13 protein-coding genes are annotated in these 16,840 nt (G+C 63.1%); 5 read left to right on the forward strand and 8 right to left on the reverse strand.

What is annotated here, in order from left to right:
- The first annotated feature begins 256 nt into the window (after positions 1-256).
- Positions 257-1,534, forward strand: a complete 1,278-nt coding sequence (locus FCS99_RS06710; protein ID WP_138511318.1) for an alkaline phosphatase family protein — start codon at positions 257-259, stop codon at positions 1,532-1,534.
- On the opposite strand, the gene FCS99_RS06715 is transcribed toward FCS99_RS06710, so the two are convergent.
- Complete coding sequence (locus FCS99_RS06715) at positions 1,531-2,181, reverse strand: EF-hand domain-containing protein (RefSeq protein WP_138511319.1); 651 nt, start codon at positions 2,179-2,181, stop codon at positions 1,531-1,533. The genes FCS99_RS06710 and FCS99_RS06715 overlap by 4 nt on opposite strands.
- Before the next feature lie 166 nt (positions 2,182-2,347).
- Here FCS99_RS06715 and FCS99_RS06720 point away from each other — a divergent pair, with 166 nt between their 5' ends.
- Together FCS99_RS06720 and FCS99_RS06725 are read left to right on the forward strand one after the other, a co-directional pair.
- Positions 2,348-3,433: a Kelch repeat-containing protein gene (locus FCS99_RS06720; RefSeq protein WP_138511320.1), complete on the forward strand. Its 1,086-nt coding sequence runs from the start codon at positions 2,348-2,350 to the stop codon at positions 3,431-3,433.
- Between the two features lie 65 nt (positions 3,434-3,498).
- Positions 3,499-4,785, forward strand: a complete 1,287-nt coding sequence (locus tag FCS99_RS06725) for an exonuclease/endonuclease/phosphatase family protein (protein WP_138511321.1) — start codon at positions 3,499-3,501, stop codon at positions 4,783-4,785.
- Positions 4,786-4,788: 3 nt separating this feature from the next.
- Here FCS99_RS06725 and FCS99_RS06730 read toward each other — a convergent pair whose 3' ends face one another.
- From FCS99_RS06730 to FCS99_RS06760, 7 genes are all read right to left on the reverse strand, one after another.
- Positions 4,789-5,244 carry a DUF2269 family protein gene (locus tag FCS99_RS06730; RefSeq protein ID WP_138511746.1) on the reverse strand — a complete coding sequence of 152 codons (456 nt, stop codon included), beginning with the start codon at positions 5,242-5,244 and terminating at the stop codon, positions 4,789-4,791.
- Entirely contained in the window at positions 5,244-6,539 is a 1,296-nt protein-coding gene (locus FCS99_RS06735) for an NAD(P)H-binding protein (protein ID WP_138511322.1), read from the reverse strand. The genes FCS99_RS06730 and FCS99_RS06735 overlap by 1 nt, the downstream gene beginning before the upstream one ends.
- 78 nt (positions 6,540-6,617) lie before the next feature.
- Positions 6,618-8,147 (reverse strand): serine hydrolase domain-containing protein, encoded by a 1,530-nt coding sequence (locus FCS99_RS06740; protein ID WP_138511323.1) that lies wholly within the window; start codon positions 8,145-8,147, stop codon positions 6,618-6,620.
- A gap of 73 nt (positions 8,148-8,220) precedes the next feature.
- Positions 8,221-9,879: a M56 family metallopeptidase gene (locus tag FCS99_RS06745; RefSeq protein WP_138511324.1), complete on the reverse strand. Its 1,659-nt coding sequence runs from the start codon at positions 9,877-9,879 to the stop codon at positions 8,221-8,223.
- Complete coding sequence (locus FCS99_RS06750) at positions 9,876-10,274, reverse strand: BlaI/MecI/CopY family transcriptional regulator (protein ID WP_138511325.1); 399 nt, start codon at positions 10,272-10,274, stop codon at positions 9,876-9,878. The genes FCS99_RS06745 and FCS99_RS06750 overlap by 4 nt, the downstream gene beginning before the upstream one ends.
- Positions 10,275-10,409: 135 nt before the next feature.
- Entirely contained in the window at positions 10,410-11,480 is a 1,071-nt protein-coding gene (locus FCS99_RS06755; protein ID WP_138511326.1) for an SMP-30/gluconolactonase/LRE family protein, read from the reverse strand.
- 127 nt (positions 11,481-11,607) lie between these two features.
- The gene (locus FCS99_RS06760; protein WP_138511327.1) at positions 11,608-12,111 is read right to left on the reverse strand and encodes a single-stranded DNA-binding protein; all 504 of its coding nucleotides are present in this window, start codon (positions 12,109-12,111) and stop codon (positions 11,608-11,610) included.
- Positions 12,112-12,404: 293 nt separating this feature from the next.
- On the opposite strand from FCS99_RS06760, the gene FCS99_RS06765 reads away from it, so the two are divergent.
- Both FCS99_RS06765 and uvrA read left to right on the forward strand, forming a co-directional pair.
- The gene (locus FCS99_RS06765; protein ID WP_138511328.1) at positions 12,405-13,721 is read left to right on the forward strand and encodes a TolB family protein; all 1,317 of its coding nucleotides are present in this window, start codon (positions 12,405-12,407) and stop codon (positions 13,719-13,721) included.
- Positions 13,722-13,966: 245 nt separating this feature from the next.
- Positions 13,967-16,840, forward strand: coding sequence for an excinuclease ABC subunit UvrA (uvrA, locus tag FCS99_RS06770; protein ID WP_138511329.1), 2,874 nt, complete (start codon positions 13,967-13,969; stop codon positions 16,838-16,840).

The following is a 16,840-nucleotide window of genomic DNA, read 5'->3' on the forward strand; positions in this document are numbered from 1 at the left end:
TTTCTCTGGTTTCCGGGCAGCGCGCCAAACCGCGCCAAAGCCACGAAAAACGCCGCCCCTCCACACACCGGACTGTTTCCATGGAATCAGCGCGTGAATCAGGCGGCAGGCCTGTCGCCAAGTCTTAACAATCAGGGGCAAGGCGCGCAAACGGCGGGGGCGGTTGGGCCGGCTACAGAAAATGACGCGTACTGTCTTTCATTCGTCATCTCCTGCGCTTACACGAAAACCTGATTGAACCTTGTTGGGGATAACCATGATCCGTCGTGTCCTGCCTGCCTGTTTCGCCCTGCTCCTGGCCGCCTGCTCGCACCTGCCGTTGCCGGCAGGGCAGAACGATGACGAAGACGCCATCGTGCTGATGATCGGACTGGACGGACTGCGCTATGACGCGCTGGACCGGTGGAACGCACCGAACCTGCAAGCCCTCGCCGATCGCGGTGTTCGGGCCGAGCGCATGCATCCCGTCATGCCCTCCAAGACTTTCGTGAACTTCTACTCCCTGGCGACGGGCCTTTACCCGGAACACCACGGCATGGTGTCCAATTCACCTTGGGACCAGCATCACCACCGTCATTTCTCCGCCCGCGAAGGCAGTCCCCAGGACCCGTTCTGGTGGGATGGCGAGCCGATCTGGATCACGGCGGAGCGCCAGGATGTGCGCAGCCACATCATGTTCTGGCTCGGATCGGAAGCGCCGTTCGACGGCGATTACGCCTCGGTCTGGCATCCCTATCAGCACGACATGCCCTATGATGACCGGGTCACCGAAGTCCTGTCCTGGTTCGATGCCCCCGAAGACGAGCGGCCACGCTTCGGCGCTGTCTATTTCGACCATGTCGACACGGTTGAACACCGCGCAGGACCGTTTACACCGGAAGAGGGTGAGGCTGTGGCAGAAGTAGACCGGCTGGTCGGCAACCTGGTCGCCGGCCTGGAAGCGCGCGGCCTGCTGGAGCGCACCAATATCATCATCGTGTCCGACCATGGCATGGCGCCGGTCTCGCTGGACCGTTTGATCATGATCGACGAGCACAGTGATCTGGACGGGCTGTTCGTCGAAGAATTCTCCGGCAATTACGGACCGGGCCTGGAACCCTTCCTGATGGCTTATGGCGCTGACGACGCCGTCGAACGCGCCTATGCCGAGCTTCAGAATGTGCATCCACACCTGACCGCCTATCGCCGCCAAGACATGCCTTCGCACTGGCATTTCGATTATCCCGGTCGTGGTCCGGACCTGTTCATCCTGGCCGATCCTGAATGGCTGATCACCCGCACCGATGCGGATCTGAGCAATCCCTACCTGTCGGGTCTTCGCGGCCAGCACGGCTATGACAACCATGCCGAACAGATGGGCGCGACCTTCATCGGGGCCGGTCCGATCTTCCCGCAGGGCACACGTCCGGATGCGTTCGAGAATGTGAATGTCTATGGCGTGATCGCCTGCGCCCTGGGCCTGGAGCCGGCCGAGACCGACGGTGATCCGGCCGTTGTGGAACGGATCACCGGCGGCAACTGCCCGGCAAACTAGCCGTCGTTGGACGGGACCAGCTGACGGGCACCGGTCCCGTCATAGTCCCAGGCATCGAGGAATTCGCTCCACTCGACACGGCCATCGGCATTGGTATCGATGTCGTCGAAGGCTTCGCCGACCGATGTGCGGGCACTTTCCTCGGCATCGGCCAGAATGCGCTCGACATAGTCGGGATTGAGGAATTCTTCCTGGAAGCGAGGGCCGAACTCGGAGAGGGCCTCCTGCATGGAGGCTTCCGCTTGAGCCCGCAATTCCGGGCCAAGCCGACCATCCGCGGTCAGCCCCGCCTCACGGTAGAGATCGAGCAGGTCGAAGCCCCCATCACCGTCCGTGTCGATGGAGGCAAAGCTGGCCTCGGGATCGTGATTATTGGCATTGGCAGTCTGGGCCGGCAGCAGCGCCGAGGCGCCCAGGGTGAACATCAAAAGGGTGGAAGCAGCCATGCTCATGGGGAACTCCGTCAGCTTGTTGAAGAAACGGGGTCCCGGGTCGGCCTTGCGGTCCACCGGATAGGCTTCCACGAAATCGCGCACCACTTCACTCGCGGTCAGCCCTTTCTCGCGGCAGGCCTCCATGAAGGCCTGCTTGGCGGAATAGCCCAGGCGGATCTCGAGTGATTCAGATTGTTTTTCGCGGCGTGTCATCGGGTGTTACAACTCATCGGCCGGGCCAACAGGACCCGGTATCCAGCTGGCGTGTTTGAGATGCCGATTGGAACAAAACTGGCGTCCCGAAGCGAGGAAAAACCTGTCCGGACAGGATTATCTTGCTGTAATCATTGGGACAGAGAGACAGGCCGGGGAGACAGGCATGATCAGGATTTCACGACGCAGCGCGCTTCTGGGAGCCGGGGCCGTCCTTGTCGGGACGCATCCGGCGATGGCGATGAAACGATGCACCGTTCCGCCGACCGATGGCTGGCGCGCCCGCACGCCGCTCCCCGTGAAAATCCAGGAGATCTATCCCGCTGTTCTGGACGGACGGATTTATGTCGCCGGTGGCCTTCAAGCTGCGGACGGCGACGATGTGGACAGCATCAGTGATGCGCTGCACGTCATGCGAACCGTCCACGATCAGGGCGAGGAGATCGCTGCGGGCGGCATCCCCTACATGATCTGCGACTTTGCATGGGGCGCCCGCACGTCCCTCCCCGAACCGCGTCACCACCCCAATCTCGTCGGCCATGCCGGGGCGGTTTACGCCATTGGCGGCTTCCATGCCGTCGAGGGCGGAATCTGGGGGATGCTGGCGACGAATACGCGCTATGATCCAGAGGCCGACAGCTGGACCGAAATGGCGTCCCTGCCGGAGCCCTTTGCGGAGACCTGTGCGGTGTCGCTGAACGGGATGATCCATGTCGCCACCGGCCGGCAGCCGGCGGGCGATGCGAATGTTCAATGGACCGACCATACCGATAGTGGCGCGCATTTCGTCTATGACGCCACGGCCGATCGCTGGCACACCGCAGCGCCCAATCCCAATCCGCGCAATTCGGCGGCCGGTGTGGTGCTCAACGGGCGTTTCCACGTCGTTGCCGGCCGGACCGTGGCCGAGGGCAACCAGGCCTTCCATGAAGCCTATGATCCGGCGAGCGACAGCTGGGAAAGCCTGGCTCCGATGCCACAGGCCCAAGGCGGTCTGGCCGCGGCCGTGTCGGGCGGAAAAATCTACGCCTTCGGCGGGGAATGGTTCGACGATGGCGGCGGGGTCTATCCGCAGTGTTGGGTCTATGATCCGCAAACCGATGCCTGGAGCGCCGGACCGGACATGCGCAGCCCGCGCCATGGTCTGGGCGGTGTGGCCATCGGCAACACGATCTACTCTATCGGCGGCGCGTTGCAGGCTTCCGGGCGGCAGACGACCGGCACGGTGGAAAGCTTCACCCCCCGAACCTGATCCACCCTCGCCCCTCCCCCTCAAAGCGAGTAAACTCGCCTCGACAATTTCAGCGGGAGGGCGTGATGGGGGAATTCACACCGGCGGAATGGACGCGGATCAATGCCTTGCTGGATGCCGATCCAGGGCGCTATGGCTTTCCGGCGCGGCGGGATGACAGCGTCATCCTGTCCTCCTTCAACATCCGCAAACTGGGCACACTGAAGACCAAGTCGGACGGCGCTTTCCGCCTACTGGCGCGCTATGTGAAGGCGACAGACCTGCTCGCCATCCAGGAGATCCAGGACAATCTGGAAGCGTTGGGCTTTCTGAAAGACCTCTCGGGCGACCGCTACGGACTGGCCGTATCGGACGTGACCGGAGCCATTCCCGGCCGCGACGGGCTGATCGAACGGCTGGGCTATCTCTTCCGCTGGGATACGATCGAACGCACCGAGGTCGCCTCGGACATCTCCTATGACCGCTCGGCGGTGCAGGACAATCTGCTCACCCACCGGCTGGATTTCGGCGAGGCGCTGAAAACCCGCGCCGCCGAGGTCGCCGCCTTCGACGCCGAGAAGGCCGCCTATGATGCGGCCCGGGCCGCAAGGAAGCGGGGCGAAGATGTTGAGGTCCCCTCCCGGCCGGAGATGCCGGCGTTCAAACTGCCGCACTTTCTGACCTTCATCCGTTCACCCTATTGCTGCTCCTTCCGGGTCAAACCGCTGGGCCCCGCCGAACCCTATGAATTCCTGGCCGTGAACGCGCATCTTCTCTATGGCGATGCCTCGGCCCAGAAGGAGGAAAGACGGGCTGAGTTCTTTGCCCTGCTGGACTGGATCTATACGCGGGTGAAAAAGCAGGACCGCACCTATCACCTCAATTTCATCCTGCTGGGCGATCTCAATCTGGACTTTGATGACCCGATCGAGGACCGCAAGGAAATCGAGGGCTTCATCAAGCTGATCGACCAGGAATTCCTGAAGTCGAAACGCGCCGCCCGCGTGAATTTCCCCTTCTTTGATGCGCATCCGGTGCGCGGCGCCGACTGGCTGTTGGACGATGGCACGCCCGGGCCCTTCCGCACCAATGCCCGGCTGGACCAGACCTATGACCAGATCGGCCTCTTCGTGCATGACAAGCGCCTGCCCAACCACACGGCCAATGCCAGGGCGGGCGAAGTCGAGGGCGGATTCGACTACGGCATGTTTGATTTCGTGCGGCTCTTCCTGGACGCCCTGCACGGGACCGACGCCACGATCAACACGCTGAGCCGGACCCAGCGCAGCCGGTTCTTTGCCAAGTTCGAGCATGATTTTTCAGACCATATGCCGCTCTGGATCCGCCTGCCCAAACCGCGGCCGGGAATGTAGCGATCAGGCGCCCGGCTTGGTGATCATCAGCCAGAAAATGCCGATCAGGGCGGCAAAGGCCGGCCAGCCGAGGATGAACCATATCCGCATGAGGCGGTTGATTGAGGCCGCGTCACCTTGTTGTTCCAGAAGGGTTTTAACCCGGTACTGGATCCACACGACCGGCAGCCAGCAGGCGCCGATGAAAGCGTACAGCGCATAGGTCGTGAGCAGCCAGGGCGTACCAATAGGCCAGCCGGCCAAATGCGCGAGAACGAGACCAGACAGGGGCTGGATGATCACGGCGGTGGCGGTGAAGACCCAATCAGCCAGCACGACCTGACGGGCGGTCAGGGCGAAGGCCGCCCGGTCCCCGGACCGCCAGGCCATCAGCATGAAAAAGGCAATACCCATCCCGGTGCCAAACAGGACGCTGGCCGAGAGGATGTGAACCAGCCGGAGAAGCGGATAAAGCTCGATCAACGTTCATCCTCGGTCGCGGCGATCACCAGGGCGAGCGCCATCATCGGGAAGACTTTCAGGATCGGCCCCAGCGCGTCCGCCCAGAGCACAGGATAGGTCCAGGACAGCGTCGCAATATAACCAAAAGTACCCAGGATCATGATCGTGGCGATACTGCGAACGCGCCATTTGGCCACCATGGCCAGCCCCACAGCGATATCAAAAAGGGATCCGATCCATAGCAAGGGTGGTCTGGCAGCGGCCTCAAACCCGGCCTCGGTGAGCACCTCGTGGGCATGGTCCCTGGCGACCGTCAGGGCGAGCACGCCGGTCATCAGCCAGTAGAGGCCCAGCACCCAACGCGCCAGCGGACGGGCAAAACCGAGACGGGCCTGCCAACGGTCCTGGACGCCGGATGGATGGGCGGCAAGCCAGTCGTGAAATCCGGCAGGTTTCGCACCGGTGGCATCAAGCCAGGGTCCCGGATCACCCTCGACATCGAAATCGAGCTGTTTGAGTGAATTCGTCCGCATCGAAGTACGCACGCCCAGCCAGCCCAGAAGGTCACCGACGGCGAAGGCAGGACGCGCCAGCCAGCGCGGTACGGACCAGATCCGGCTCTCGCCAAACCCCAGCCAGCGCCGATAGCCCCGGACGAGCTCGTCGAAGCGGACCGGTTCAGGACCGGCCAGATCGAAGCTCTGCTGCGACGGGGCACCCGGCTCAACCAATTGCGCGACGGCAGCGCAGACATCCTCCATGGCGATGGGCCGGAAGACCTGCTCGCCCCCGACCACCGGCGTGATGAAAGGCAGACCGCACAGCGAACGGATCAGCGCCGTACCACCATAGACATTCTTGGCGATGACGAGCGAAGGGCGCAGGATGAGCCAGTCCAGATCACGCGCCTTGAGCGCGGCCTCCCCGGCCAGCCTGTCGCGGGCATAGGCGGAGCCTGAGGCATCCGCGACGCCGACGGCGGAAATATGGACGACACGGCGGACGCTCTTCTCCTCGCAGGCCTGGAACAGGGCGGCGGCCCCGTCGACATGAACGGCACGGCTGTCATCGCCCAGACCGTCTTGCAGCACGCCGACGCAGTTGACGACGGCATCGACACCCTCCAGCCGGGCGCACCATTCCTCGACCCGGTCCGTCCGGAAATCGCAGGCCACCCAGTCCAGATAGGGCAGCCGGCGGGCGGCCTTGTCGACGCCGCGTGCGGCGGCCAGCACGTCATGCCCGAGGGACTGGAGATGGGCGGCGATATGCGAGCCGATAAAGCCCGACGCCCCGGCAACCAGTATTCGCATCCCCGCCCCTCCCGCTGCGCAAGGCGCCCAGTTTACAGACCCGGCTGCGCAGCGGAAGAGGCGTTTCGGCCCAAGGGCTTATTGCCGCAGATAGTGGGACTGGGCGTTGGACAAATGGAAGGTGAAGCCGAGGGTCTCGCCCAGCGCATTGCGATGGAATTCAAACTCGGCATGCCCCACCGTCTGCCGGAAATCCGGCATGGCGAAACGGTTGGGCGCGAGAGGAATCAGCGGGCTGAACCGGTCACCCCCGGCCCGTCCGGCCTGCAATTGGCCGTCCACCACGCGGATTTCCAGATCGCTTTCGAAAATCCAGCCGCGCATTTGCTGACGGACACTGGCCGGGAAGGCCGGGTCGACGGCGTAGACACCGGCGAATGCGTCCAGCTCAACCGGATCCAGCGCGATTTGCGGCGCCAGGACCGGACGGTTCATTTCCCAGTCCATCGTATCGGTGACAGCATTGCGGATCTCGTCGATCAGCGCACGCCCCTGGGTCCCATTGGTGAGAATGACGAGGCCGTCACCGCTTGCCAAATGCCCTTCAATCCAGGCCCGGTAGGAGTTGTTGGCACCGCCATGATGGAAGATGAAGCCTGCCCCGCTACCGTCCAGACGCGGTCCCAGGCCGTGCTCGCTGGGGGCAATACGGGTCATCATCGAGACCGCCATCGGTTGGGACAGGGCCTGCCCCTCCCCGCGATAGCTGTTGATCAGCTCGGCCACCAGCGTGCCCAGGTCGCGAGCGCTGACCCACAATCCGGACGCTGCCATTTCCGGCATGGCCTCATACCCGCGCGGCAAGGCGACAGCCTCGCCCTGCGCATTGTGAGCCCGGGCGATATTGTCGAAATTGTCCGGCAGGGGATTGGCAAAGCTGGACCGGCTCAGCCCCAGGGGCTGGAACAAGTGACGGGCCGCCAGATCAGGATAGGTCTGCTGCATCACATCCGTCATCAGCAATTGCGCCAGCGTGTACCCGCCACCGGAATAGCGATAGGCCAGCCCGGACGGCGCTTCGCGCGCCAGCGGATCATCGCCAGTCGGTGCGGTACCATTCAACGTGTCGATCACGTCCGGCAGGCGATCACCGGGCTGGAAGTCGGTAAAGCCGTGCAGGTTGAAGCCTGCCGTATGGGACAGGATGGCACGCAGCGGCACGGCCGTGCCGGAGGCCACATCCCGCTCCGCCGGAAGGGTCCAGGATGACAGGCGCGCCAGCACATCCTCATCCAGATCGAGATGCCCCGCCTCAACCAGGCGCAGGGCCAGTGTTGCCGAAGCCACCTTGCTGACGGAACCGGCAGAAAACACCGTGTCGGCGTCAACGGGCGTGTCACCGCCAGCCTGCAGGACGCCATAACCGGCGGCATGAATGATCTCGCCATCCCCGATGATGGCCACAGCGACACCGGGGACCCCGTAATGCTCCATACGCTCCTCGAGCGTCCAGACGATCGGGACCTCGGCCTGCTGGATCCGCGGGCGGAGATGGTCGGTGAAATCACCGGGCGAATGGGCCCCGGCCGGTGTGGCGGCGAAACAAGCCGCCAGACTCGCGAGCACGACAATGGGTTTCGCCACCGGGGCGAAAGCAGACTGAAACATCACAGACTCCAGATTTCAGAGGGGTTGGGGTGGACGCGTCAGGGGCTCAAACATCCCGGCGCGCCCGGCCATCCTATTCGGACGGGGGATTGTGGGTGGCGCCAAGCGACTCCAGCCAGCGCACCATGTCGCGATGCCCGTTGCGCCGGGCTTCGCTGATCGGCGAACGGTATTCATTGGCGCCTTCGCGGCGGTTTGCGAGGACGGTCAGGGAGACATCCGCCCCCGCTTCGACGAGGAGTTCAGCAACCTCACGCCGGCCCTGCTGGGCTGCATTGATCAGCGGGGTCTCATCCCCCCGCACATAGGCATTGGGGTCCGCTCCGGCTTCCAGCAGCAGGCTGGCCATATCCGTCTGGCCGCGACGTGCAGCTGCAATCAGCGCATTGCCGTCACCGGACCAGGCTGAGTCCACATCGGCCCCGAAAGCGATCAGGCGCTCGGCCATGGCCCGGTCGCCGCGCGCCGCCGCCTTGATCAAGGGACTGCCATCGCCGCGAACACCCAAATCCGGATCGGCACCGGCTTCCAGGAGACGCGCCACAATTTCTGAATGTCCCCGGCTGACCGCCGCAGTCAGGGCGGTCCCGTCACCCCGGAAGGCCACGTTCGGATTGGCGCCCTCTTCCAGCAATTGCTCCACCTGCCGGTCCCGCCCGCGACGCGCCGCGTGGAAGAGCCGGACATCCAGGTCCAGCGCATCATCCAGGGCGCGCGACGGCGCGGGTGACACATCGACCACGGCTCCGACATTCGGAGTGAGAACCAGGCTTCCGGCCGCGAGAGCGGGCAAGATCAGGGCGAAACGCATGACACTATCCTTTCGGGATTGCAGGTCGGGGGAGGTGAGATGATGGATGCGGCGGGCCAATCCGGAGCGGGTCGGCGCTGCGGCCAGAGCCAGGGAAGGCGTCCGGATCGCGGCGGCTGCCGTGTCCAGCAGCGCCCCGGCCAGAAGCCGCGGCTGCCCGGTCAGGCGAACCGCTTCCCGGTCGCACAGCGTCTCCCGGGCCGTGTCGAGAACCGGCGGCAGGACACGCAGGGGCAGAACCCACCAGAACGCCACATCGAGCAGGCGCAGCCCCAGTGCGGTCCAGGTATCTCCACGACGGGCGTGGGCGATTTCATGCTCCAGGATGGGGCGAGCCTTGGCATCCAGCGCAAAACCTTCGGGCACCAGAATGACGGGCCGCAGGAAGCCGGCCAGCATCGGACCGGCCACTTCCCGGCTGCGGACCAGCGGCAAATCCCGTGACAGGGCCAGCGCATCCGGCCGCTCAACCGGATGGGCACGGCGGATGAAGCCCCGCAAGGCCATCAGGTCCAGGATCAGGCGAAGGACCAGGAAGAGGCTGATCCCGCCCCACAGGGCGAGCGCGCCCTGGGCGATCAGGACCGGGTCGACCGGCAAGCCCGCAGCCCCCGGCTCCGCCCCGAAGACCGGCAATTCGGGCAATTCCCGCAAATGCTCGTCCTTGGCCGGTTCGCTGGCCGTGGCGTCCGCCGCCCCCTGGACCTGATAGACCGGCACGGTCACCGCATCCCGTGCGGGCGATGGCAGAACGGCCGCGACAAAGATGAGCGGAACAGTCAGGAAGGCCGCCAGGGCCAGGTCATGGCGCTCCCGCACCATGCGGCGTGGCGCCCAGCGGTCGAACGCCTTCACCAGACCGGCCAGCAGCGTGGCACCGATCAGGGTGAGGCCGGCCGCCTGGAGCACGGACATCATCATGACGCGTCTCCCCGGTCGTCCTGCCCTTTGAGCAGTTCGGCCCGCAGGGCCTCGATATCCTCGAGTGTCAGCTGTTCTTCCTGAACCAGGTGCTGGGCCAGCCTCTGGGGCGAGCCGCCGAACAGTGATTTGACCAGCGAGCCCAGCGCGCGGTTCTGCGCCCCTTCCCGGCTGAGCAAGGGGCGATAGATGTGTGCCCGGCCATCCTTGTGGAAGCCGACATACCCCTTGTCCGCCATGATGCGGATTGTTGTCAGCACGGTGGTGTAAGCCAGGCCATGCTCGACGGCGAGCGCGTCCGTGACGTCCCGGACGCTGGCTTCACCCCGGTCCCAGAGGACGGTCATGATCCTGTTTTCAGCTTCAGTGAGTTGTGGTGAGGCAGAACGGGCCATCTACGAATTCCTTAGTTGACAGCCTCAGCCTGCACAGCGGCGAAAATAATTCAACTAACAAATTAGTAGTTTTGGCAGTGCGACGGGCGGATGTCCATTTTCCCGTTATAATTCAGTGAGATTTGAATATGGGGACTAGCCGTCCCCAGGTCCCGCAGAGTTCGGTATCGCAAAGATCGTGAAGCCGTCGCGATCCAGACCACTCATCCAGAGTTCGTCATTCCAGACGGTGACGCCGGTGACACCATCGGCCGGTGACACGGGTCCTTGGACGATGTGACGGACCTCACTCTGAGGGGTCACGGCCACCGCGAGCGGCGGGCGGTCCGGCAGGTCAGGCAGGCCATTGATCTGCAACAGGCGCCAGACCAGGCGCTTGAGCAGGGGCTTGCCATGCAGCGCATCCAGCTCGGCCGAGCGCAGGGATGGCAGGGCCGACCAGATCAGGCCCGAGGCCGGATCGAAATCCAGATTGTCCGGATAACCGGGAAGACCATCGACCAGCACGCTCATCGCGCCGCTGTCCGGATTCAGCGTCCAGATACGCCCGGCCCAGGTCTCGTTGACATAGACAGTGCCGGTCTCCGGATCGTGGTCGACGCCATTGATGAAGGCGAGCCCCTCGGCCAGCACACTGTACTCACCCGGAGCCGTGACGGAAAGGATACGGCCGGTCTGGTCCGCCTCGAGGAAGGACATCATGTGGTCGCCATAACCATGGCGCAGGGAGGCGTCAGTGAGGATGATACGGCCATCCTCCAGAACGGTGAGATCATCGGTGAAGACCAGCGGGCCACCCTCGGACCGGTCGGCCAGCCAGACCTCCCAGTCCTGGCCGTCCCAACGCAAAAGACCGCGCAAGGCATCGGCGACGAAGAGGTCCCCCTCAGGACCGAAAGCGAGTCCGAGCGGACGCCCGCCCGTATTGGCCACATCCAGCCAGGCGCCCTGCGGCGTTCGCATCATGATCCGGCCATCGGCCAGCGAGGTGTAGAGATTCCCGTCCGGACCCGGCTCGACATCTTCCGCGCCGTGCAGATCGGTGCGCTCCTCGCGCAGCGGTTCGGTGACCTCTCCCATGCGGGCCAGCAGCGCGTCCTGTGTCGGCTCGAGCTCCAGCCGCATGGCCGCAATCGAGCCTGGCCCGTAGAGCGCCAGCCCCAGGATGACCGCCAGCACGGCCACGATGATCGCAATGATCCGCATGATATCCCCCCTCGCCATGTTCTGCCGGCACCATGCCGGGATGAGCCCGGCTTGTTAAGCCGCACGGCAAAAGAAAACCCCGGTCGGACGACCGGGGTTTTCGAAGGCTTCGTACCGGGAGAGAGGTCTAGAACGGGATCTCGTCATCCAGGTCATTGCGGCTGAAGTCTTCCTTCGGGCCGTCCATGGAGCGCTGGCCACCGCCACCGCCGGAACCGCCGCCACCAAAGCTGTCATAGCCGCCGCTATCGGAGCTCTGGAAGGAGCCACCGCCCTCACCGCGCCCGTCGAGCATTTGCAGCTCGCCACGGAAACGCTGGAGCACGACTTCGGTGGAGTATTTCTCCTGGCCGTTCTGGTCGGTCCATTTGCGGGTCTGCAGCTGGCCCTCAATGTAAACCTTCATGCCCTTTTTCAGGTAGTTCTCGGCGACCTTGGCCAGCTGGTCGTTGAAGATCACGACCCGGTGCCATTCGGTCTTTTCCCGGCGCTCGCCGGAATTCTTGTCACGCCAGCTCTCGGACGTCGCGACGGAGAGATTGACGACCGGATCGCCACTGTTCATACGGCGGATCTCCGGGTCACGGCCCAGATTGCCCACCAGGATTACCTTGTTGACGCTTCCCGCCATCGCCCACATCTCCATTTATCTGCGGTAGCCCTTCAGGAGCCGCCGATATTTGTTCACATTCTGTTCCGCCAATCAAGGTCGGCGAGTCGCACGGAGTTTGAGCGGAGGGGCCCAGCAGAGTCCAGTGCGCGCGGTCAGGCAATCCACGAAGGATGTCAGTGCCGGCAAAGCAGCTCCCCTCTCAAAGCGCCCGCGTCATTGTCAGAGCCAGAAGCTGCATTGCCATCCCTTAAAATAGCGACACAATTATGTGCAACCCTTGATTCACAATCTGCCATGAAGAAGGAACGCGCATGTTTCGCACATCACTGATCGCCGCCATCTGCCTTGTTTTTTGGGGCACCCCTTCCTCCGCTCAAACCTGTTATTGCGATCCCCAGACGCAAACGGAATGCCTCTATCCAGGGCTCGAGATTGTCTCGACCAATTCCATGGGCCAGCAGGCGCCCAGCCGGCATTCGCGGCAAGCTTCCATTTCAGCCGATGGCCGATGGGTGGTGTTTCGCAGTGACTCCCGCTTTTTTGCTGGCGAAGAGAGCTATCCTGAAGAGCAAATCTATCTCAAGGACCTCGTCACCGGCACGCTGACCCAGGTCACGACCGGCTCCAATGGAGCCCCAGGAACCTTTAACAGTTACGATCCGATCGTTTCGGCAGACGGCCGCAGGGTTGCTTATGTCACGCCTTATTCCGGTTTACCTGATGGGAACGCCGGCGCGCGGAACGTATTTGTGTATGATCACGCTACCGGGGATACGACTCTTGTTTCAGCCTCCCCTAGCGGTCAGCCCGGCAATCATGCTGCTGATCTGGAGCTGGCCTTCTCGCCCGACGGCACCGAACTGCTCTTCGTCAGCCTGGCCGACAATCTTCTGTCGACGCCCTATGAGCAACGCCCCAATCTGTTCCGGGCTGATCTGATCAACGGCACGCTGGAACTGATTGAACCGGAAGAGATTGAAGGCCGTGACGACCCAACGCCGCATGCGATCCGGGAACCCTATTATCTCGATAACGGATACCAGATCGCTTACCTCATCTACTTTGTTAACGGTCAGCCGAACGGGCAGGTCATTCTGCACGACCTCGATACCGGCCAAACTGAAGTTCTCACTGAAGCGATCGAAGACGTTTATACAACGAAGCGCAGTCCTGTGTTTTCCAATGATGGACGTTACCTGTTGTTCCTCGCCGATGACCTCGCTGGCGACGGCGACTTGCATGCTTTCGTGAAGGACCTCCACACCGGCAATGTCGAAAGGGTTTCCGAGACCAGCCTCGGTGAAGCCGTCGACAATGGTGTCGGAACGGCCAGCCTGTCCGCCAATGGGCGCTATGTAGCGCTGACAACGGGGGGCGGAAATGCCCGCGCCAATTCACGTGATCGCGGCTTCCAGACCTATCTCTATGACCGGACCCTCGACACGCTGACGCCCGTCTCGACGGCCTTTGACGGCGAGCGTGTGACCAATAACACCGTGCTGTCGCGTTTCGCTTTCGCAGATACGGGCCAACTGGTCTTTGAAGGCCGATCCGCAAACTATGTCGCCAACGATACCAATGGCACACGGGCGGACATTTTCTTCACCCAATGCACAATCGCGGACTGACCGACCGGACATATCCGAGCCGGCGGGCTGTCTCACTTGATGCCGCCCAGCCGCTGTCCATGCGTTGATCGCATGTGCGGCTGGGCCGGTCTTCCTGCCAGCATACTGTCAGGATAAGCCGCGGTACGCTGGACGTAGCCTGTGGCCCACCCTATCTGTGGGCGCCTGAGGCTTGTCTGGACGAAACGTCGACGTTCTCGTATTGTTCCGGACGCAATTCCATTCTTCGGGGACACGACCACCGCATGGCGCTTGAAAAAATCCGCGTACAGGGTGCGCGCGAGCACAATCTGAAAAACGTGTCTGTCGAGCTGCCGCGCGACAGTCTGATCGTGTTCACCGGTCTGTCGGGCTCGGGCAAGTCTTCCCTCGCCTTTGACACGATCTATGCGGAAGGCCAGCGGCGCTATGTGGAGAGCCTCTCCGCCTATGCGCGCCAGTTCCTGGAACTGATGGCCAAGCCGGACATGGACAGTATCGAAGGCCTGTCCCCGGCGATCTCCATCGAACAGAAGACGACCTCGAAAAACCCGCGTTCCACGGTCGGCACGGTCACCGAGATCTATGACTATATGCGTCTGCTCTGGGCGCGCGTCGGCGTGCCCTATTCGCCGGCCACGGGCCTGCCGATCGAGAGCCAGACGGTCAGCCAGATGGTCGACCGGCTGATGGCCCTGGAAGAGGGTTCGCGGCTTTACCTGCTGGCCCCGGTCGTGCGCGGCCGCAAGGGCGAATACCGCAAGGAATTCGCCGAATGGCTGAAATCCGGCTTCCAGCGGGTGAAAGTGAATGGCGAATTCTACACGCTGGAAGACGCCCCCACGCTCGACAAGAAGTTCAAGCACGACATCGATGTCGTGGTGGACCGGGTCGTCATCAAGGAAGGGCTGGAAAGCCGACTGGCCGACAGTCTGGAAACAGCGCTGCGCCTGGCCGACGGGATCGCAGTGGCCGAATTCGCCGGCAAGACCGACGAAAAGGGTAATCCGGAGCGCATTGTCTTCTCCGAGAAGTTTGCCTGCCCGGTCTCCGGTTTCACCATTGAGGAAGTCGAGCCGCGCCTGTTCTCCTTCAACAATCCGGTTGGCGCCTGCCCGACCTGTGACGGTCTGGGCCAGTCGCTGAAGTTCGACGAAGACCTGGTCATCCCGGATCGCGACAAACCATTGTCCGACGGGGCGATTGCGCCGTGGAGCCGGGCGACCTCGAAACTCTACCAGCAGACCCTGCAAGCCCTGGCCGAGCATTTTGGCGGCGACATGTTCCAGCCCTGGCGCACCCTGCCGGAGGATTTCCGCAAGATCGTGCTCTGGGGCACCAAGGAGAAGGTGACCTTCGTCTATGAGGACGGGCTGCGGAAATTCGAGACGCAGAAACCCTTCGAGGGCGTGATCCCGAACTTGGAACGGCGCTGGCGCGAGACGGACTCAAGTTGGGTACGCGAGGACCTCGCGCGCTTCCAGTCCTCCCAGTCCTGCGAGACCTGTGGCGGCCGCCGCCTTCGTCCCGAAGCGCTGAGCGTTAAGATCGACGGGCAGGACATTTCCCACGCCTCCGAACTCTCCATCCGCCATGCCGAGGCCTGGTTCACCGCCCTGCCCGAGCATCTGACAGCCAAGCAGATGCAGATCGCCGAGCGGATCCTCAAGGAAATCCGCGAGCGGCTGAAATTCCTGGTCGATGTCGGCCTGGACTATCTCACCCTGGACCGGGCGTCCGGCACGCTGTCCGGCGGGGAGAGCCAGCGCATCCGCCTGGCCAGCCAGATCGGTTCCGGCCTGACCGGCGTGCTCTACGTGCTCGACGAACCGTCCATCGGCCTCCACCAGCGCGACAATACCCGCCTGCTGGAAAGTCTGCAGGGTCTGCGCGATCTGGGCAATACGGTGATCGTGGTCGAGCATGACGAGGATGCCATTCTGACGGCGGACTATGTCGTCGATCTGGGCCCGGCCGCCGGCGTGCATGGCGGCGAAATCGTCGCCGAGGGCACGCCCAAGGAAATCATGGCCAATCCGGACAGTCTGACCGGGCAATATCTCTGTGGCACGCGCCGGATCGAAGTGCCGGAAGAGCGCCGCAAGGTCGACAAGAAGCGCATGGTAAAAGTCGTCGGTGCGACCGGAAACAATCTCAAGAGCGTTGATGCCGCCTTCCCGCTGGGCGTGATGACCTGCGTCACCGGTGTGTCCGGTGGCGGCAAGTCGACCCTGACCATCGAGACCTTCTACAAGGCCGCGGCCCGCAAGTTGGCCAAGGCGCAACAGGTCCCGGCTCCGCACGACACGATCGAGGGGTTGGACCAGCTCGACAAGGTGATCGACATCGACCAGTCGCCGATCGGACGCACGCCGCGCTCCAATCCGGCAACCTATACCGGGGCCTTCACCCCGATCCGCGAATGGTTCGCCCAACTGCCCGAAGCCAAGACGCGCGGCTACAAGCCGGGCCGCTTCTCCTTCAATGTGAAGGGTGGACGCTGCGAGGCCTGCCAGGGCGATGGCGTTGTGAAAATCGAGATGCACTTCCTGCCGGACGTGTTCGTGCCCTGCGATGTCTGTCATGGCAAACGCTTCAACCGCGAGACGCTGGAGATCCAGTTCAAGGGCAAGTCCATCGCCGATGTGCTGGACATGACGGTCGAGGAAGGCGCCGACTTCTTCAAGGCCGTGCCCGCCGTGCGCGACAAGATGGAAACGCTCAAACGCGTCGGCCTGGGCTATGTGAAAATCGGCCAGCCGGCGACCCAGCTCTCCGGCGGTGAGGCGCAGCGCGTGAAACTCTCCAAGGAGCTGTCCAAACGCGCCACTGGCAAGACGCTCTACATTCTCGACGAGCCGACAACGGGCCTGCATTTCGAGGATGTTCGCAAACTGCTGGAAGTCCTCCACGAACTGGTTGAGGCAGGCAATTCCGTCGTCGTCATCGAGCACAATCTGGACGTCATCAAGACGGCCGACTGGCTGATCGATCTGGGTCCGGAAGGGGGTGATGGCGGTGGCCGGATCGTCGCCGAAGGCACGCCGGAACAAGTCGCCAAGGTCGAGGAAAGCTGGACCGGCCGCTATCTCGCCCCGATGCTGGAGCGGGCGAAAGAGCTGAAAAAGAAGGCGGGCTAG

Origin of the sequence: Maricaulis alexandrii (genome assembly GCF_005871165.1) — a bacterium.
Lineage (GTDB): Bacteria > Pseudomonadota > Alphaproteobacteria > Caulobacterales > Maricaulaceae > Maricaulis > Maricaulis alexandrii.